General features: G+C 73.1%; 15 protein-coding genes. 14 read left to right on the forward strand and 1 reads right to left on the reverse strand.

Annotation, left to right across the window (positions count from 1 at the left end; translation table 11 throughout):
* Nucleotides 1-18: 18 nt before the first annotated feature.
* Genes ACZ7MG_RS03660 through ACZ7MG_RS03680 form a run of 5 tightly spaced genes read left to right on the forward strand, consistent with a single transcriptional unit; the run spans nt 19 to nt 6286 of the window.
* Nucleotides 19-1263, forward strand: a complete 1245-nt coding sequence (locus tag ACZ7MG_RS03660; protein ID WP_471396577.1) for a cytochrome P450 — start codon at nt 19-21, stop codon at nt 1261-1263.
* 8 nt (nt 1264-1271) lie between these two features.
* Nucleotides 1272-2888, forward strand: coding sequence for a class I adenylate-forming enzyme family protein (locus ACZ7MG_RS03665; RefSeq protein WP_471396580.1), 1617 nt, complete (start codon nt 1272-1274; stop codon nt 2886-2888).
* Complete coding sequence (locus ACZ7MG_RS03670) at nt 2885-3997, forward strand: alcohol dehydrogenase catalytic domain-containing protein (protein ID WP_471396583.1); 1113 nt, start codon at nt 2885-2887, stop codon at nt 3995-3997. The genes ACZ7MG_RS03665 and ACZ7MG_RS03670 overlap by 4 nt, the downstream gene beginning before the upstream one ends.
* A 34-nt stretch (nt 3998-4031) precedes the next feature.
* Nucleotides 4032-5384 (forward strand): NAD(P)/FAD-dependent oxidoreductase, encoded by a 1353-nt coding sequence (locus tag ACZ7MG_RS03675; RefSeq protein ID WP_471396586.1) that lies wholly within the window; start codon nt 4032-4034, stop codon nt 5382-5384.
* Nucleotides 5381-6286, forward strand: a complete 906-nt coding sequence (locus ACZ7MG_RS03680) for a 3-hydroxybutyryl-CoA dehydrogenase (protein WP_471396589.1) — start codon at nt 5381-5383, stop codon at nt 6284-6286. Before ACZ7MG_RS03675 ends, ACZ7MG_RS03680 begins: the two co-directional genes overlap by 4 nt.
* Before the next feature lie 116 nt (nt 6287-6402).
* Here the strand turns inward: ACZ7MG_RS03680 and ACZ7MG_RS03685 are convergent, their stop codons facing one another.
* Complete coding sequence (locus ACZ7MG_RS03685) at nt 6403-7242, reverse strand: (2Fe-2S)-binding protein (RefSeq protein ID WP_471396591.1); 840 nt, start codon at nt 7240-7242, stop codon at nt 6403-6405.
* A gap of 189 nt (nt 7243-7431) precedes the next feature.
* Between ACZ7MG_RS03685 and ACZ7MG_RS03690 the strand changes: the two genes are divergently transcribed.
* The 9 genes from ACZ7MG_RS03690 (at nt 7432) to ACZ7MG_RS03730 (ending at nt 19145) form a co-directional block, all read left to right on the forward strand.
* The gene (locus ACZ7MG_RS03690) at nt 7432-8481 is read left to right on the forward strand and encodes a FecCD family ABC transporter permease (protein ID WP_471396594.1); all 1050 of its coding nucleotides are present in this window, start codon (nt 7432-7434) and stop codon (nt 8479-8481) included.
* Nucleotides 8478-9527 (forward strand): FecCD family ABC transporter permease, encoded by a 1050-nt coding sequence (locus tag ACZ7MG_RS03695; RefSeq protein WP_471396597.1) that lies wholly within the window; start codon nt 8478-8480, stop codon nt 9525-9527. Before ACZ7MG_RS03690 ends, ACZ7MG_RS03695 begins: the two co-directional genes overlap by 4 nt.
* A gap of 229 nt (nt 9528-9756) precedes the next feature.
* Nucleotides 9757-10587, forward strand: a complete 831-nt coding sequence (locus ACZ7MG_RS03700) for an ABC transporter ATP-binding protein (RefSeq protein ID WP_471396600.1) — start codon at nt 9757-9759, stop codon at nt 10585-10587.
* Nucleotides 10588-10673: 86 nt separating this feature from the next.
* Nucleotides 10674-11687, forward strand: coding sequence for an ABC transporter substrate-binding protein (locus ACZ7MG_RS03705; RefSeq protein WP_471396603.1), 1014 nt, complete (start codon nt 10674-10676; stop codon nt 11685-11687).
* A gap of 94 nt (nt 11688-11781) precedes the next feature.
* Nucleotides 11782-12981, forward strand: coding sequence for an ATP-grasp domain-containing protein (locus ACZ7MG_RS03710; protein WP_471396605.1), 1200 nt, complete (start codon nt 11782-11784; stop codon nt 12979-12981).
* Between the two features lie 23 nt (nt 12982-13004).
* On the forward strand, nt 13005-14819 hold the full coding sequence (locus ACZ7MG_RS03715; RefSeq protein WP_471396632.1) for an IucA/IucC family protein: 1815 nt from the start codon (nt 13005-13007) through the stop codon (nt 14817-14819).
* The gene (locus ACZ7MG_RS03720; protein WP_471396607.1) at nt 14816-16063 is read left to right on the forward strand and encodes an MFS transporter; all 1248 of its coding nucleotides are present in this window, start codon (nt 14816-14818) and stop codon (nt 16061-16063) included. The genes ACZ7MG_RS03715 and ACZ7MG_RS03720 overlap by 4 nt, the downstream gene beginning before the upstream one ends.
* Nucleotides 16064-17851 (forward strand): IucA/IucC family protein, encoded by a 1788-nt coding sequence (locus ACZ7MG_RS03725; RefSeq protein WP_471396610.1) that lies wholly within the window; start codon nt 16064-16066, stop codon nt 17849-17851.
* 103 nt (nt 17852-17954) lie between these two features.
* Nucleotides 17955-19145: a type III PLP-dependent enzyme gene (locus ACZ7MG_RS03730; RefSeq protein ID WP_471396613.1), complete on the forward strand. Its 1191-nt coding sequence runs from the start codon at nt 17955-17957 to the stop codon at nt 19143-19145.
* Nucleotides 19146-19172: the final 27 nt, after the last annotated feature.

Raw genomic sequence — 19172 nt, forward strand, 5'->3', positions numbered from 1 at the left:
CCACGGGAGGCGAGCGTCGTGACGCCACACGCACCGCACGAGCACGACCACGAGCACGACCACGAGCACGTCAACGACCACGTGAACGACTTCGTCCAGGGCATCAGCCTCCAGGAGCTCTGGGACGACCCCTATCCCCTCTACCGCAGGCTGCACCACGAGGCTCCCGTGGCCTGGGTCCCCGCCGCCGGCCGCTATCTGATCACCCGGCACGAGGACGTCGTCTTCGCCGAACAGCACCCGGAACTCTTCAGCTCCCGCGAGAAGGACTCCCTGGTCCTGAAGGTCATGGGCGCCAACATGCTCCGCGAGGACGACCCCGAGCACCGCAAGCTGCGCGCGGCGGCCGAGCCGCCGGCCCGGCCCCGGCGGGTGAAGACCGACTGGAGCCCGATTTTCCAGCGCACCGCCGACGAGCTGATCGACTCCTTCGCCGACAAGGGCGAGGCCGACCTCTTCACCGACTTCGCCGGACCCTTCGCCGCCACCAACCTGGCCCATCTGCTGGGGATTCCCCAGGTCCCGGCGGCGGACATGATCCGCTGGTCGCAGGACATGATGGACGGCAACAGCAACTACGCCGACGTCCCCGAGGTCTGGGACCGCGCCCTCGCGGCGGCCGGCGCCGTCGAGGAGGCCGTCGACGAGGCCGTACGGCGACTGCGCGACGAGCCCGACGGCTCGGTGATCTCCTCGATGCTGTACGCCGAGGACCCGCCCACGCTCCAGCAGATCAAGAACAACGTCAAGGTCATCATCGGCGGCGGCATCAACGAGCCCCGCGATGTGCTGACCGCCGGAGTCTGGGCCCTGCTCACCCACCCCGAGCAGCGCGCGGCCGTGGAGGCGGAACCGGTCAGGTGGCGGCACGTCTTCGAGGAGACCGTCCGCTGGATCTCCCCGATCGGCATGTACCCCCGCCAGACCACCGACGCCGTCGAACTGTCCGGTGTCCGCATCCCGGCCGGTTCCCGGGTCGCCCTGGTGATCGGCGCGGCCAACCGGGACGAGACCGTCTTCCCGGAGCCCGACCGCTTCGACATCGACCGTGAACAGCGGGGCCATCTCGCCTTCGGTGGCGGACCCCACTTCTGCATGGGCACCTGGGTCGCCCGCCACGAGGTCGGCGAGATCGCCTGGCCCACCCTCTTCCGGCGGCTGCCCGGTCTCGAACTCGCCCCGGAGCAGCCCGTACGGGTCGGCGGCTGGGTCTTCCGCGGAGTGCTGAACCTGCCCGTCCGTTGGAAGCGCCGGAACCACTAGGAGCGACGTTGTCCGAGAACATCAGCGCCGCCCCGAACGGCGGCGCCGCCCCGAAGGCAGACGCTCGGCATGCCGACACTCGCCAGGCCGACGACCCCGAGGCCGACGTCCGGGCGGGTGCCTGGTTCGGCGCCCGGCTCGCCGCCCACGCGGCCGACGCGGGCTCCCGTACCGCCCTCGTCTTCGAGGACCGGACCTGGACGTACGCGGAACTGGATCTCGCCGTCCGCCGCAGCCTGGGCCGCCTCGCCGAGCGGGGCGTACGCCGGGGCGACCGGGTCGTCATGCGGGGCGAGGCCCGGCCCGAGGCCGTCGTCACGATGTTCGCCGTGACGCGGATGGGCGCGGTCCTCGTCCCCGTCCACCCCCAGCTGACCGGCCGTGAACTGGACGTCGTCCGCGCGGAGACCGAACCGCGAGCGATCGTCGCCGACGAAGGGTTCCTGGCGACGCTTCCGGACGGGCCCGAACTCCGGCTGACCTGGGAGGAGATCGGCGACCCCGACGCGCCTCCGGCGGAGGCCGACGCCCCGCCCGCCGGTTCCGACGTCGCGATCATCGCCTTCACCTCCGGGACCTCGGGCCGGCCCAAGGGCGCCCAGCTCACCCACGACAACCTGCACTGGAGCATGGTCAACGGCATGGCCCGGCTGCCCGTGACCGAGGACGACGTGGTCCTCGTGGCCACCCCGCTCGCCCATGTGGCGGTCCTCGGCGGACTGCCGCAGTACACCTGGGCCGAGCGCGGCACCGTCGTCCTGGCGCCGAGGTTCGACGGCGGCCTCTTCATCGACCTGGTCCGCGACCACGGCGTGACCGCCGCCTTCGCCGTACCCGCCATGCTGTCCCTGCTCATCCGGCACGCCCGCTTCGACGCCCCCGACCTCGACTCGCTGCGCTGGGTCCTGGCGGGCGGCTCACCGGCCCTGTCGTCGACCACCACCCGGCTCCTGGACCGCGGCGTCAAGGTCGTCAACTCGTACGGCCTGACGGAGTCCAGCGCCGGCGTCACCTACGCCGCGCTCGACGAGGTCGCCGACCGGCCGGCCTCCGCCGGACGGCCCGTACCGCACGTCGAACTGATCGTCGTGGACGACAAGGGCTCACCCGCCTCCGTCGACAGCGTCGGGGAGATCCGGCTGCGCGGACCGTCCGTGGCGGCCGCGTACCGGACGAGCGCGGGACCGCTGCCCGTCACGGACGCCGACGGATGGTTCCACACCGGGGACCGCGGCCGGTTCGACGAGCGGGGGCGGCTGGAAGTCGTCGGGCGGGCCAAGGAACTGATCATCACGGGCGGCGAGAACGTCGACCCGGCCGAGGTCGAGAACGCGCTCGTCGACCTGCCGGGTGTCCTCGAAGTCGCCGTCGGCGGCACTCCTGACCCCCTCTGGGGCGAACTCGTCACCGCGTACCTGGTGACCGGCGCGCCCGAGCCGACACTCGACGACGTCCGGGACCACCTCGAAGGCCGGCTGGCCCGGCACAAATGGCCGCGGCGGCTCCACGTCGTCCCGGCCCTGCCCCGCGGAGCCACCGGAAAGCTCCGGCGCAACGCCTTGCACGACCTCACGACGACTGGCGACACCACCACATCAGAGCCGCACACCCAGGAGAGACCATGACCGAGACCATGCGCGCAGCACGGATGCACGACGTCGGCGAGCCCATGCGGATCGAGCGGGTCCCCGTCCCGGTGCCCGGTCCCGGCGACGTACGGGTGGCCGTGCACGCCGTGAACATCGTGCCCAACCTCGCCAACATCCTGACGATGTGGACCACTTGGTTCCCGCACAGCCCCCTGCCGACCCTCCCGGCCATCTTCGGCCTGGACCCGGCCGGTGTCATCGAGGCCGTCGGCGAGGGCGTGGAGGGCTTCGAGGTCGGCGACCGGGTGTACGTCAACCCGGGCCGCAGCTGCGGCTCCTGCCGCTCCTGCCGCAACAACGACTCCATCAACTGCGCCAGTTACGCGTTCGCCGGCTACTTCGGCTTCTCCCCGTCCGCGCTCGGCCTCCTCGACCGCTACCAGGGCGGCCTCGCCGAGTACATGGTCGCCCCTGCGTACGCCCTGGTGAAACTCCCCGACCAGCTCTCCTTCGAGGCCGCCGCCCGCTTCGGCTACATCGGCACCATGTACTCGGCGCTGCGCAAGGCCGACGCCGGCCCCGGCAAGACGGTCCTGGTCAACGGCATCAGCGGCACCCTCGGTATCGCCGCCGCGCTGCTCGCGCCCGCCCTCGGACTGACCCATGTCTACGGCACCGGACGCGACCGGAACCTGCTGGAACAGGTCGACAAGCTGGCCCCGGGCCGCTTCCGGCTGCACTCCCTCGACGACGGCCCGCTCGACGAGTGGGTCCGCGAGCAGACCGACGGTTACGGCGCGGACATCTACATCGACGCGCTCGGCCCGGGCGCCCCGCACGAGACGTTCCTCGCGGGCATGCGGGCCATGGCGCGCGGCGGTGTCGCCGTCAACATCGGCGCCATCGCCGGTGACGTACCGGTCGACGTCCACCGCATGATGGACCAGCAGCTCCGGCTGATCGGCTCGGCCTGGTTCACCTCCGGGGAGGGCCAGGCGATGGCCGACCTGGTCGCCGCCGGACTGCTCGACCTCAGCCCCCTCGAACACCAGGTGTTCCCGCTGGAGCAGGTCAACGACGCGATCAGCGGCACGGCCCGGCGCAACGGCGGTTTCAGCAACTTCATCGTCAGCCCGGTGGCCTGAGAGAAAGCACCGCCATGCGAGAGGAAGCACGGCCATGCCTGAAGTGAGCACGGGGACGGCGGTCACGGAACCCGGGATCGTGATCGTCGGCGCCGGACAGGCGGGCGTCCAGGCCGCCGAGTCCCTGCGCGACGCGGGCTTCACCGGTCCGGTCACGATCATCGGTGACGAAGCCGAACCGCCGTACCAGCGACCGCCGTTGTCGAAGGAGTACCTCGCCGGGAAACTCCCGGAAGGCGAACTCGCCCTCCGCGCCGACCGGTTCTACGCCGAGCGCGGCATCGGCCTGGTCGTCGGCCGCCGGGTCGTGGAGGTGGACCGGGCCCGGCGGCGGGTGACACTCGACGACGACAGTGAACTCCCGTACGCGCACCTCGTGTTGGCCACCGGCTCCCGGCCCCGGCCGCTGCCGCTGCCCGGCACCGGACTCGCCGGCGTGATCGGTCTGCGGACGCGTGCCGAGGCCGACGAGCTGCGCCGGCGGCTGGGCGAGGTAGGGAACGTGGTGGTGATCGGCGCCGGGTTCATCGGCCTGGAGTTCGCCGCCGCCTGCCGGGCCGCCGGCCTCCGCCCGGTCGTGCTCGACATCGCCGAGCAGGTCATGGGCCGTGCCGTCTCCGCACCCACCGCCGCCCACTTCGCCCAGCGGCACCGGGACCAGGGCACCCGGCTCCTGATGGGCACCGCACCGGTCGAGATCGTCGGCTCGGACGGCCGGGTGACCGGCGTCCGTACGGCGGACGGGGCGACGATCCCCGCCGACCTGGTGGTCACCGGCATCGGTGTCCTCCCCAACACCGAACTCGCCACCCTGACGGGCCTGGAGACCGACAACGGGATCGTCGTGGACGCCCACCTCGCCACGGCGGACCCGCACATCTCGGCCATCGGCGACTGCGCGGCCTTCCCCGACCCGCAGGACGATCCTCGGGGCGATCCCCATGGCGATGCCCACGCCACGCGGCGCCGGGTGCGGCTGGAGTCGGTCCAGAACGCCGCCGACCAGGCCCGCTGTCTGGCCGCCCGGCTCACCGGGGCGCCGCGCCCCTACGACGCGCTGCCCTGGTTCTGGAGCTACCAGGGCGATCTCAGGCTCCAGATCGCCGGACTGTCGACCGGCCACGATCGAACGGTTGTACTGGGTGCGGGTGCGGGTGCGGGTGCGGGTGCGGGTGCGGGTGCGGCCACCGGCTTCTCGGTGCTGTGCTTCCGTGACTCCGCCCTGATCGCCGTCGAGTCCGTCAACCGCCCCGCCGACCACATGGCGGCCCGACGCCTGCTGGCCGCACGCGTCACGGTGACCCCCGAGGACGCCGCCGAGCCCGGCTTCAGCCTGCGCGGCCATCTGGCACGGGCCAACGATCCGGAACGGAGGGCACTGGCATGACCGCTGCCACCACCGCTGTCACTCCTGCCACCGCCGTCACCGCTGTCTCACGCGTGGGCGTTCTCGGCTGCGGACTCATGGGCTCCGGTATTGCCGAGACGGTGGCCCGCGGCGGGCTGGACGTGCTGGTCGTCGAGGTCGGCCCGTCGGCGGTCGCGGCCGGGCGGCGCCGTGTCGAGGACTCCCTCGGCAGGGCCGTACGCCGGGGCAGGCTCACGGACGACACACGCGACCGCGCTCTCACCCGGCTGTCCTTCTCCACGGACGTCGGCGACCTCGCCGACCGTGACCTCGTCATCGAGGCCGCCGTGGAGGACCGCGACCTCAAGTGCGCCCTCTTCAGGGACGTGGACAAGGCGCTCGGTGACGGCGACGCGATCCTCGCCAGCAACACCTCGTCCATCCCGCTGACGGACCTGGCCACCGTCACCGGCCGGCCGGACCGTGTGGTGGGGCTGCACTTCTTCAACCCCGTCCCCGTACAGGCCCTGGTGGAGATCATCCCCGCGCTCACCACGAGCGCCGACACCGTCGACCGGGTCCGTCGCTTCGCCGTCGAGCAGCTGGGCAAGACCGCCGTGCAGGCCCCGGACCGGGCGGGGTTCATCGTCAACGCCCTGCTGCTGCCGTATCTGCTCTCCGCCGTGCGCATGGTCCAGTCGGGCACCGCGACCGCCGAGGACATCGACCACGGCATGGAACTCGGCTGTGCCCATCCCATGGGCCCGCTCCGGCTCCTCGACCTGATCGGCCTCGACACGGCCCAGGCCATCGCCGAGTCCCTCTACGAGGAACACGCCGAACCCCTGTACGCGCCGCCACCCCTGCTCCGCCGCATGGTCGCCGCCGGCCGGCTCGGCCGGAAGTCGGGCCAGGGCTTCTACGCCTACCCGGCGGCCTGAGTTCGGCTCGGTGGGCATGCGGCCACCGGAGGCTGTCGGCCACCCGAACCCGAACCCGAGCCGGTGCCGGCGCCGGCGTGCTGATCGAGTAGGGGGCACCGGCCGCGCCCGCGTGGTCAGCCCTCCAGGCGTCGCAGCCGTTCCGCGTCGCAGGTGCGGGGGCAGGTGGAGCAGGCCTCGGCGGGGCGGATCGTGTAGTAGAGGCAGCAGCCCATGCGGGTGCGGGTCGGGTGTTCGTGGCCGTCGCGCGTCCGGAGCGAACGGAAGTCGGCGCCGCCGGGGAAGGGCGCGTGCGCGCTGGGGAGGACCGCCGACGCGGCCCGGACACCGGCGGCCTCGTCGCCCCGCATCCGGCCCAGATACCAGAGGCCGGAGACCAGGTCGTCGGAGACCAGACCCCACAGCGCGCGGGATCCCCGGCGGGCGTACGGGCCGAGCGCGTCCAGCACCGGGCCCATGTGGTCCGCGACGGCGGCCCTCAACTCGGCGCGCAGCGCCTCCTGATGGGCGACCGCGCGGGCGCCGGGCAGAGCGGCCGCCGGGTCGTCGGGGAGGCAGACGAGGTCGGACCCGGGGGTGATCTCGAATGTGCCGGTCGCGAGGTCGATCCGTATGTCGCCCGGTGCGACGCGGGGCACGCGCCGCTCCAGGTACCAGACACCGCTCATCAGCAGGCCGACCGACCAGGCGTAGTCGTGCAGGGCACGGGAGGCGGCGACGTGCCGGGGCGCGGAGTGGGCGTAGCGGTCCTGGATCCGGGCGACCTCCGCCTCGACGAAGGCCTCGACACCGGCCTGACCGTCCATCAATCCAACTGCGGGACCTGGCACTTGGGGAGCGACCCGTACGGACAGCGCCTCGCACCGCGCGTCCAGGCGGTGGTAGGCGGCGGCGAGGAGTTCCGGGACGGACGTGGCGGTGTCGGCCTGGGCGGTTTCCAGGTGGGCCACGGTCATCGGTAACTCCATAGCGTGAAGAGGTTTGGCGAGCGAGGGAGGTAAGGCTTACCTTAGCTGCAAGATCGCGCGCCGATGACCAAGGGAAGTGTGAAGCAGTCGTGTGCGTCGCTGACCAGCGAAGTTACTTACGGGTTGATCAAGAGCGGTGTGGATCACAGTGCCCCCACAGCTGTTGAAAACTAAAGCATGCCTAACCTAAGCTCACGTTTCGTGACTGCGACCGAACGGGTTGCGCCGACCGGCGTGCCCCCGCGTGCCCTGAGGCACCTGCCCCTGTTCCTCGGCGGAATCGGCGCCTTGGCGCTGTGCGCCGCGCTGAGCCTCGCCCTCGGAGCCCGCTCCGTTCCCCTGCCCACCGTCCTCGACGCGCTGACGGGACACGGGGAAGGCCGGGACGCCCTGGTGGTGACGGGCCTTCGGCTGCCGCGCACGGTCATCGGCCTCGCGGTCGGCGCCGCCCTCGGCGTCGCGGGCGCCGTCGCCCAGGGCATCACCCGCAACCCGCTCGCCTCCCCGACCACCCTGGGAATCAACGCCGGTGCGGGCTTCGCGGTCGTCGTCGCCATCTTCGCGCTGAAGCTCACCGACCCCGTCGAGTATGTGTGGTTCGCCTTCGCCGGCGCCGCCGGAGCGGCGGTCCTCGCCCAGGCGCTGTCCCGCCGCGCCGGGGACATCGACCCCGTACGGCTAGCCCTCGGCGGCACCGTGCTCCAACTGGTGCTGCTGTCCTGGACGTCGGCGGTCATGCTGGCCAGCCAACGCACCCTCGACGAGGCGCGCTTCTGGCTCGCCGGCTCGATCGCCGGACGCCCACTCGACACCCTCTGGCCGGTCCTGCCGACCCTCGTACTCGGTCTGCTGCTCGCCGGGGCCGTCGCACCCGCCCTCAACGCCCTCGCCCTCGGCGACGACTCGGCCCAGGCACTCGGCGTTCCCGTCACCCGGGTCCGGCTCGCCGGCGGTATCGCGGTCGTCCTGCTCGCCGGATCGGCCGTCGCCGTGGCGGGCCCGGTCGCCTTCATCGGACTCGCCGCACCCCACCTCGTCCGCCCCCTCCTCGGCGGCGACCACCGACTCCTGATCCCCGGCTGCCTGCTCGCCGGCCCCCTGCTCCTCCTCACGGCCGACATCCTCGGCCGCCTGGTCGTCCGCCCCGCGGAACTGGAGGTCGGCATCGTCACCGCCTTCCTCGGCGCGCCCCTGCTGGCCCTGCTCGCCCGGAAGGTCGCCCGATGACGCCGACCCGCACGGCGGCCGTACGCCACGACATGCGCCGCCCGCCCGGCCGCGGCCGCCTCCTCGCTTACGGTGCGACCGGCCTCCTCGCCCTGCTCACGCTGCTCACCCTCGCCGTCTCCACGGGGGAGATGAGCATGCCCGCCTCCACGGCGCTCCGCGCGCTGGTCGGGCTCGGCGACCCCGGTGATGTGTTGGTGGTACAGGAGTTCCGGGCGCCGCGTGCCGTCGCCGCCCTCGTGGCCGGTGCCGCACTGGGCGCCGCGGGCTGTGTCCTGCAACGGCTGTTCCGCAACCCGCTCGCCTCCCCGGACGTGATGGGCGTGACGGGCGGCGCCTCGCTCGGCGCGGTCGCGTTGCTGGCCGCCGGAGCCTCCCAACTCCTCATCCCCGTCGGCGCGTTGGCCGGAGGTCTGCTCGCCGCCCTGCTGCTGGGTGTGTTCGCCTGGCGGTCGGGGCTCGCCGTCACCCGGCTCGTCCTCACCGGCCTCGCCGTCCAGGCGGGCCTGGCCGCCGCGGTCAACCTGATGATCGTGCGCTTCCCGGCCGAGCTGGCGGGCTCGGCGCTCCAGTGGGCCACCGGATCGGTGTACGGCCGGACGTGGACGGAGGTCTGGGGCGCGGGCGCCGCCGTCCTGCTCGCCCTGGCCGCCGCGCAGGCCACGCACCGCCGTCTCGCCGTGCTCGACCTGGGCGACGACTCGGCCGGGGCGCTCGGCCTCAACACCTCCGCCGCCCGCCTCCAACTCCTCCTCGTCGCCGTCACGTTGGCCTCGCTGGCCGCCGCGCTCGCCGGCCCGGTCACCTTCGTCGCCCTCGCCGTCCCCCACATCGTCCGCTTCCTCACCGGCCCGCCCACCGCGGCGACGCTCGCACTGGCCGCGCTCACCGGAGCGGTGCTGCTGCTGGCCGCGGATCTCGTCGTCCAGCATCTGCTTCCGGTCGAGGGACTCCCGGTGGGCGCCGCGACGGCGACGCTCGGGGCGCCCTGGCTGCTGATGCTCATGTTCCGGCAGAGCGCGCCGGTGCGGGGGAGAGGGGTGTGAGTGGGGTGCGTTGTCGGGCGCGGGCCCGGTGGGGGCTGGTCGCGCAGTTCCCCGCGCCCCTGAAAAGCACGGGCTGCGCCCTGCGCTTTTCAAGCCCACCACCGTTGCCGTTCAGGGCCGCGGGGGCCTGGCTTTTCAGGGGCGCGGGGAACTGCGCGAGAAGCCCCACCGGACCCGCACCCGAAGTCCCTACCCGTTCAAACCCCGCCGCTCGCCCCCAGGAGCCCCCATGCCCCCCACCAACCAGCTCTCCACCCACCGCCTCGACCTGCGCTACGGCGACCGAACCGTCGTCGGCGGACTCGGCGGGCTCGACCTGACCCTGCCCGGCGGGGCCGTGACCGCGATCGTCGGCCCCAACGCCTGCGGTAAATCAACCCTGTTGAGAGGGCTGAGCAGACTGCTCGCACCCACCGCCGGGACGGTCACCCTCGACGGCTCCGACATCCACCGCATGCCGGCCCGCGCCCTGGCCCTCCGGATGGGCCTGCTGCCGCAACAGCCGGTCACCCCGGAGGCGATCACCGTCGAGTCACTCGTACGGCTCGGCCGCTTCCCGCACCAACGGCTGCTGAGCCCCTGGTCCGCCACCGACCAGCGGGCCGTGGACGAGGCGCTGGACCGCACCGGGACGGCCGCATTGCGGGACCGCCCCGTCGACACGCTCTCCGGCGGACAGCGCCAACGCGCGTGGATCGCCCTGGCGTTGGCGCAGGACACCGAACTGCTCCTGCTCGACGAACCGACCACCTTCCTCGACCTCCGGCACCAGCTCGACGTCCTCGACCTGGTCGCCGCCCTGCACGCCGAGGCCGGCCGCACCGTGGTGATGGTGCTGCATGACCTCGGACAGGCCGCCCGCTACGCCGACCACATGGTCGTGCTCAAGGACGGCCGCCTCGCCGCCGCCGGCCCACCGGCCGACGTACTCGACGCGGACCTGGTCAAGTCCGTCTTCGACGTGGACTGCCGAGTCGTCCCCGACCCGGAGACCGGCACCCCGCTGGTCGTCCCGAAGAGCGGCGCGGCCCGGCACACCACCGCATCCGCGACCACCTGACCACTCATCGCCTCATCCATCAATCCATTCATCTATTCATCCATTCATTCCTTCATCGACTCATCCTCCGAGAAAGACCATCCCTCATGCTCAAGCGCTTCCCCCTGCGCGGATTCGGCCGCCCCGCCACCGCGCTGCTCACCGTCGTGCTCGGCACGGGCCTCCTGGCCGCCTGCGGCGACGCCGACACGACGAAGACCGGCGACACCGCCCAGGCCGGCGCCGACAGCGCCGCCTTCCCCCGCACCCTCAAGACCGTGATGGGTGACGTCGAGATCCCGGCGCAGCCGAAGAAGGTCGTCGTCCTCGACACCGGCGAGCTGGACGACGTCACCCTGCTCGGCATCGACCCGGTCGGCGCCGTCGCCCCGCACTTCAAGACCGAGGGCGGCTTCCCGACGTACCTCGAAGGCGACCTGAAGAACACCACGGACGTCGGCCCGCTCCTGGAGCCGAACCTGGAGAAGATCGCCTCCCTCAAGCCCGACCTGATCCTGTCCTCCAAGGTCCGGCACGAGAAGGTCTACGACAAACTCAGCGCCATCGCCCCGACCGTGTTCACCGAGACCACCGGCGGTGTCTGGAAGGAGAACCTCAAGGTCCACGCCGAGGCGCTGGGGCTGGAGGACAAGGCCGAGACGAAGCTGACGGAGTACGAGGCCCGGGCCAAGGCGCTCGGCGCGGCCGTCGAGAAGAAGGACGGCGCCCTGCCGACCGTCTCCGTGGTCCGCTTCGTCGCCGGCCCGACGCGCCTGTACGCCTCCAACTCCTACAGCGGGGTCGTCCTGAACGACGTGGGCTTCCCGCGCCCGAAGTCGCAGGTGTCCGACGACCCGGCCGTCACCATGAAGGACGTCAGCCCGGAGGAGATCGACCAGGCCGACGCCGACCTGATCTTCGTCACCTCCGCCGACGCCGACGACAAGACCCAGAGCCAGGTCACCTCCAACCCCGTCTGGAAGGACCTGCCCGCCGTCAAGGACGGCAAGGTCTTCGAGGTCCCGGACGAGACCTGGATGTCCGGCATCGGCGTCCAGGCCGCCGAGGAGATGCTCGCCGACATCGCGAAGGCCACCGGCGTCGACCTCCCGAAGGCGTAACTCCCGAGGTAGCCGGGGCGGGCCCCACCACGAGACGGGCCCGCCCCGCCCCGCCGAACCCCTCACTCGCCAGCGGAAGTTGTGCACGAACCCCATGCGTCTGTATCTGCTCGCCCTCAACCCGACCGACTCCGTCACGGAGGGCTTCCTGCCCGCCGCCGCCCGCCTCGGCCTGGACGTCACGCTCCTCACCGACCAGCCCGACGCCCACCGCGCCGCGTACCCGGAGCATCCCGCGATCGAGATCCTCGACTGCGACGTACGCGACCACCGTGCCGTCGTCACCCGGATCTCCACCCACCACCGGCCCGACGCGGTCTTCACCAACAGCGACCACCTCCAGACCCAGGCCGCCCTCGCCGCCCACTACTTCGACCTCCCCGGCAAGGACTGGCGGGCCACCCTGCGCGGCAAGGACAAGGCCGAGATGCGCCGCCATCTCGCCGCCGCCGGCGTGGACACCGTCTGGTCCGCCGAGATCGGCACCCCGGCCGACCTCACCGGGCCCCGCGTCGCCGACGCCCCGTACCCCTGTGTCGTCAAGCCCCGGGAGGGCGTCGCCAGCGAGGACGTCGTCCTCGTCACCGGCCCCGAGGACCTTGCCGCGCGGGGCAAGGAGATCCTGGCCCGCCGCGCCGGGGCCGGCCTCGTCGTCGAGGAGTATCTGCCGGGCGAGCTGTACACCCTGGAGACCCTCGGCGACGGCCGGGTCCGCCACATCCTCGGCGGCTTCCACACCGAGGTGTCCCCGCCGCCCTACTTCATCGAGGAGCGGCTGACCTTCGTGCCGGCGCACCCCGAGCCGGTCGTCGCGCAGGTCCTCGCCCAACTCGACGCGCTGGGCGTCGGGTTCGGCGCCTGCCACACCGAGTTCGTCGTGCACGACGGCCGGGCCCGCATCATCGAGGTCAACTACCGTGCCATCGGCGACCAGTGCGATCTGCTGCTCGCCCGCCTCCTCGACCTCCCGCTCTTCGAGCACATCCTCCGCACCCACCTCGGCGAGCCGCTCCCCACCGACCTGGGCCTCCGCCGCGACGGCGCGGCCCGCCTGGAGTATCCGTACGCCGACCGGGCCGGCACCCTCGTCACCGCCCCCGCCGCCGCCGAACTCACCGTGGACGGCGTGCATCTGACGTACCGTCCGCTCCGCGAACCCGGCGAGCACCACCCGCTGTACCGGACCAACCGCGACTACCTCGGCATCCTCCGCGCCATCGGGACCGACCAGGACACCGTCGATCGCGTGGTGGCGGACTTCCTCGCCGCGCGGCACTGGGAGATCCAGCCGTGACCGCCGTCGCCACCAACCCCGTCATCACGCCCGCCTCCGTCGGTGCGCCCGCTCCCCCCGACCCCACCGAAGCCGGCCTCCTCACCCGCGTCCTCGGCGCCCTCCTCCGCGAGGACGTCGTCGGCCTGCGCTCCCGCAGCACCCTCGTCCACCACCCCGACGGCCCCTGGCTCCGCCTCCCCACCCACGACGGCGATCCGGACGCCGACACCGACGCCGAGGCCGACGCCGACGCCGAGGCCGGGGCCGACGCCCTCCTCCTCCCCGTCACCGAGGACGGCTACCAGCACCCGTACGCCGCCCGACTGCCCCTGCTCGTACGGGAGTCGGACGCAGCCCACCTCACCACCTGCGCCACCGTCCTCACCGCGCTGCGCGCCCTCGCCGACCCCGCCGACCGGGACGGCTTCGACGCCTTCACTGAGGAGTGCCGCCAGACCCTCGCCACGATGCGGCTGCACGAGGCGACGGGGGAGGAGATCGCCGCCGGGCTCACCGACCTGTACGGCACCGATCTCGCCGACTGGACCGGCCTGCACGGCGGCCTCGCGTTCGAGACCCTCGCCGCACGTCTCGACCACCCGGTCTACCCGACCGCACGCGGCCGCTCCGGCCTCGACGAGGCCCAACTGCGCGGATACGCACCGGAGTTTCACCCCTCCTTCGCCCTCCGGTGGCTCGCCCTGCCCCGCGAGTCCGTCACCGTCAGCGGTGCTCTGCCGGACGGCTGGCCCACCCCCTCCGGGCTCGGCCTCGCGGACCTCGACCACACCCATGTCGCCCTGCCCGTCCACCCCTTGACCGTCGGGGCACCCCTGGACGCGGCCCTGCGCGAGGCGGGGCTCGCGGACCGTGCCGTGCTCGCCGACCGGGCGTACCTCTCCGTCGTACCGACCCTGTCGATGCGTACGGTCGCCCCGGCCGCCGCCCCCTCCCTCCACCTCAAACTCCCTCTGGCGACTGCCACGTTGGGACTGCGCAACAAGCGGTCCATCAAGCCCGGCACCCTCGTCGACGGTGCCGCAGGACAGCGGCTGCTGGCGGCGGTGATCGACCGCGAGCCCCGCTTCGAGGGCCGGGTGCTGCACGCCGACGAGACGGTGTACGCACACGCCGGACACGAACTCCTCGCCGTCCTGTGCCGCCGCTACCCCACGGACCTCGACGACTGCGTGGTCGTCCCCCTGGCCGCCCTCCTCGCCGAGGCACCCGGCGGACGCCTGGTCGTCGACCATCTCGCCGACCGCTTCCACGACGGCGACCCGAGGGCCCTGCTCGACGCCGTGCTCACCCTGCTGTTCGACTGGCAGACGACCCTCTTCGGCTACGGCATCGCCCTGGAGTCGCACCAGCAGAACGTCTCCCTGGTCCTCGGCCCCGCACCCGGCGACCTGCGGCTGCTGCTGAAGGACAACGACGGGCCGCGCGTCAACCGCACCCGGCTGACCGCCAAGTTCGGCCAGGACGGCGGCACTTGGGGCTTCGACGACCCCCGCACCTTCACCACCGGCGACCGCGCGGTGGCCGATGTCTTCACCACCATCACCGTCCATCTGTGCGCCGGTGCCTACGCGTTCGGCCTCGCCCGGCACGGCCGCGCCCCGCTGCCGCAGATGCTGGACCTCGTACGGGACCGGCTCGCCGAGGCCGTCGACCGGCTCGGCGGCAGCGCGGCGGCCGTCCTGCGCGAGCGGGTGCTGAACGCGCCCGAGCTGCCGGTGAAGGCGATGGTGACCGCCGGGACCCTGCTCAGCAAGGAGCGCTCGGGCGCCGCCGACATCAACAAGCACTACACCACCGGGCCCAACTACCTGCTGCGGGAGGGTGGTTCGGCATGACCGCCGAGGCTCTCCCGATGCCGCGCCCCGCGTTCGGGCGACGGCAGGTGCACGCCGTGGCCGCCTGCTACTTCGTGGCGTCGTTCGCCGCGCTGGGGCTGCCGCCGTACTTCACGGAGATCCTGCCCGGGCTGGGCGACCGCGCGGCCCGCTGGGCCGGGGTTTTGTACGTGGTGCCCACGGTGTTCAGCGCGCTCGCGGCACCCCTGTGGGGGCGGCTCGCCGACCGCTTCGGACGAAAACGGCTGCTGCTGCGGGCCCAGTTGGGCCTCGCCGTCTCCTTCGTCCTGGCGGGCTGGGCCGACTCGCTCACCATGTTCACGGTGGCCCTGATGCTCCAGGGCATCCTGGGCGGCACGTTCGCGGCCTCCAACGGCTATCTGGGCGCCGCACTGGAGGGGCCGCGACTGTCGAAGGCGCTGACCCTCATGCAGGGCAGCGCACGGGCCGCCCTGGTCTTCGCGCCGATCGCCGTCGGCACGCTGTCCCCGTGGCTGTCCCCGCACCGCCAGTACGCCCTCCTCGCACTGCTCCCGCTCGCCGCCGCCCTGCTGCTGGCCGCCCTGCCCGAACCGGCCGAGACCGCCGGGCCGGACACCCCAAGCGCGGCGGGCACCGCGAACGCGGCGGACGCGGCGGACGCGGCGGACGCGGACCGGACGGACGCCCCCGGCATCGCTCCCCGGGCCGCGCTGCGCAGGCTCTACGCACTGGAGTTCGCCTTCGTGTTCTCCACCGTCATCTCCTTCCCCTATCTGATCTCCCTCGTCGAGGAACGCCTCCCCGGAGCCTCCGCCGCCCTCTCCGGGCTGCTCTTCGCCCTGCCGCACCTCTGCTACCTGGTCACGGCGATGGCGGTCCACCGGGTGACGGCGACGCGCCCCCGGCTCGGCATCGCCCTCGGCTTCGCGCTGATCGCCCTCGGCCTCGCCGGCCACGGCGTCGCCGACACCCTGCCCGCGCTCGTCGCCGTACGCCTGCTGCTCGGCCTCGGCCTCACCCTCGGCATGGTCGGCCTGTCGGTCCTGGCCGCCGACTGCGCCCGGGGCCGCGCGCCCGGCGGGATGTTCGGCTCCCTGGAGTTCTTCTCCAAGGCCGGCGCCGTCGCCGCCGGGGTGACCGCCGCCGCGGGCAGCGCCCGGTTCGGTCCCGCCGCGCCGGTGCTGATAGGCGGCGGCATAGCCGCCCTCTCCGTCCTCGCGACCCTCCTGCCCCCACATCCGCGTACCCGCTGGAGCCACTGAATGCCCCCGCTCACCGAGTCGCTCGGTACCACCACCCCCCTCCCCACCGCCGACGAGGCGCCGGCCCCCGCCCCGGCCCCCGCCCCGGCCCCCGCCCTCCCCACGGCCGACGACGCCGTGGCCCACACCCTCCTCAACTGCCTGCTGCGCGAGGTGTCCGGCCCCGAACACCAGACCGCCGTCATCGACGGCCACCTCCTGCTGCGCCTGCCCCGCCGCGGCCTCCTCCTGCGGGTGGCCCTCCGCCGTACGTCCCTGCTGGGCGCCCACCGCTTCACGGGCCCGGTCACGGAGCAGTCCGACACCGGCTGGCGCACACTCGACTGGCGCCGCCTCGCCGAGTACACGCACGACGAGCTGTCGCTGCGCACCGGCGTCCGCAACGACGAGTTCCTGCACCAGATCGACTCCAGCCACCGCACCCTCGCCACCGCGCTCGCCGCCCGCGCGGCCGACGCGCACACCACCCATGACAGCGGCCCGTCCGGTCTCCCGGACTACCTCGCCTCCGAGCAGTCCCTCCTCTTCGGCCACCGCTTCCACCCCACCCCCAAGGCCCGCACGGGGGACGCGGACGCCTGGCAGTCGTACGCCCCCGAGGCCGGCGCCCGTTTCCAGCTGCGCTACCTCGCCGTCCGGGACCACCTGATCGCCGAGGAGTGCGCCGAGCCGGGCGCCACCGCCGTGCTCGACGGGGACCGGGGCGACGTCCCCGAGGGGTACCGGCTGCTGCCCGCCCACCCATGGCAGTACGAGATGCTCCGCGAACACCCGCTGCTGCGCGAGGCGTTGGGCCGCGGCGACATCCTGGACCTCGGCCCCGGCGGCCGGGAGTACGCGGCCACCGCCTCCGTCCGCACCCTCTTCGACGGCGACGCCTTCCTGAAGTTCAGCCTCAACGTCCGCATCACCAACTGCCTGCGCAAGAACGCCAGTTACGAACTCTCCGGCGCCGTCGCCCTCACCCGCGTCCTCGCCCCGGCCCTCGCCGACCTGGAGACCCGCTTCCCGGGCAGCGCGATGCTCCGCGAACCCGCCTACCGCAGCCTCGCCGTCCCCGGCCCCGACGGCACCCCCGACCGTGCCCTCCTCGAAGGCTTCGGTGTGATCGTCCGCGAGGGCCTGTCCCGGCGGCTGCTGCCCGGCACCACCCCGCTGCTCGCCGCCGCCGTCGCCGACGAGTACCCGACCAGCGCCGCCCACATCTCCCGCCTCCTCGCCGGCACGGGCCCCGAGACCGCCCTGACCTGGTGGAAGGCCTACCTCAGCCTGCTCCTCCCGCCCGTCCTCTCCGCCTACTTCGACCATGGCCTCGTCCTGGAGCCCCACCTCCAGAACGTCCTGATCTGCGTCGACACCGACGGCATGCCCGCCCAGGTCCTCTTCCGCGACCTGGAGGGCACCAAGCTCGTCCCCGACCACCACGCCGACACCCTCACCGCCCTCCCGCCCGAGGTCGCCGGCCCGATGGCGTACGACGCCCAGCGGGGCTGGGACCGCGTCGTGTACTGCCTGCTCGTCAACCACGTCGCCGAGCTGCTCGCCGCCCTCGCCGACCTGCACCCCGAGACCGAGGCCGACCTCTGGGCGGCGGTCCGCGCGACGATCCGGACGTACGCCGACGAGGAGGGCTGCCCGCCCCGCCTCTCCGCCCTGCTCGCCGGAGTCCCGCTCCCCGCCAAGACCAACCTCCTCACCCGCTGGGAACGCAAGGCCGACCGCGAGGCGGGCTACGTCCGGCTGCCCTCACCCCTCGCCGAGGACGTCCTGCGCTGGAGCACCCGATAAGCCCCCGATGAGCCGCCGCGCACCCACGCTGCCGCGCACCCACGCCGCCCGCACTCGCACCGCCCCGGCGCCCCAGAGTCCTCCGACGAGCCAGGAGCCCCCGATGACCCTTCCCACACCCGCCGTACGCGACCGCGTCCACTCCCTCCCACCCGCCGAACTCCCCGCGTACGTCTACGACTTGGCGGCCCTGCGTGACCACGCCGCCCAGGTACGCGCTGCCCTCCCCGAACGGGTCGAGCTGTACTACGCGGCCAAGGCGAATCCCGAGCCGGAGATCCTGGCCGCGCTGGGCCCGTACGTCGACGGCTACGAGGTGTCCTCCGGTGGCGAACTCGCCCACGTCGCCCGCGCCGTCCCGGGCCGCCCGCTGGCCTTCGGCGGCCCCGGCAAGACCCCGGCCGAGATCCGGGTCGCCCTGGAGGCCGGCGTCGAGCGCTTCCACGTCGAGAGCGCGCACGACCTGCGCATGCTCGGCGCACTGGCACGCGAGGTCGCACCCGCCACCCGCGTCGGGGTACTCCTCCGCTTCAACCTCGCGGTGGCGGACGGCTCGCTCACCGGCAGCTCCCTCGCGATGGGCGGCCGTCCCACCCCGTTCGGCCTGGACCCGGCCCAGGCACCGGACGTACGCCGTCCCCTCACGGACGGCACCCACCCGCACCTCCAACTCCTCGGCGTCCACGCCCACTTGGCGAGCGGACTCGACGCCCCCGAACAACTCTCCGTCGCCCGCTCGATCGTGGAGTGGGCGACCGGCCTGGGCGTCCCACTCGCGGAGGTGAACGTCGGCGGCGGCATGGCCGTCGACTACACCCGCCCCGACAGCCGCTTCGACTGGAAGACGTACGGCGAGGGTCTCGCCCAACTCGCGGACGTGCACCCCGAACTGACGCTGCGTATCGAACCCGGTCGCGCCCTCACCGCCTACTGCGGCTGGTACGCCACCGAGGTGCTGGACGTGAAGCACAGCCACGGCGAGGAGTTCGCGGTGGTCCGGGGCGGCACCCACCATCTGCGCACCCCCGCGACCAAGGGCCACGACCAGCCGTGCTCGGTCCTGCCGGTGGAGGAGTGGCCGTACCCCTGGCCGCGCCCGGCGGCCGAGGGGGAGCGCGTCAGCCTCACCGGCCAGCTCTGCACCCCGAAGGACCTCCTCGCCCGTGGCGCCCCCGTCCCGGGGCTGCGGGCGGGGGACCGGGTGGTGTTCGGCCTCGCGGGCGCGTACGCCTGGAACATCTCGCACCACGACTTCCTGATGCATCCCCGCCCCGGCTTCCACTTCCTCGACTGACCGCTTCCCGCCGGAACCCGACCGCCC

The organism is Streptomyces sp. NPDC107538 (assembly GCF_055657445.1).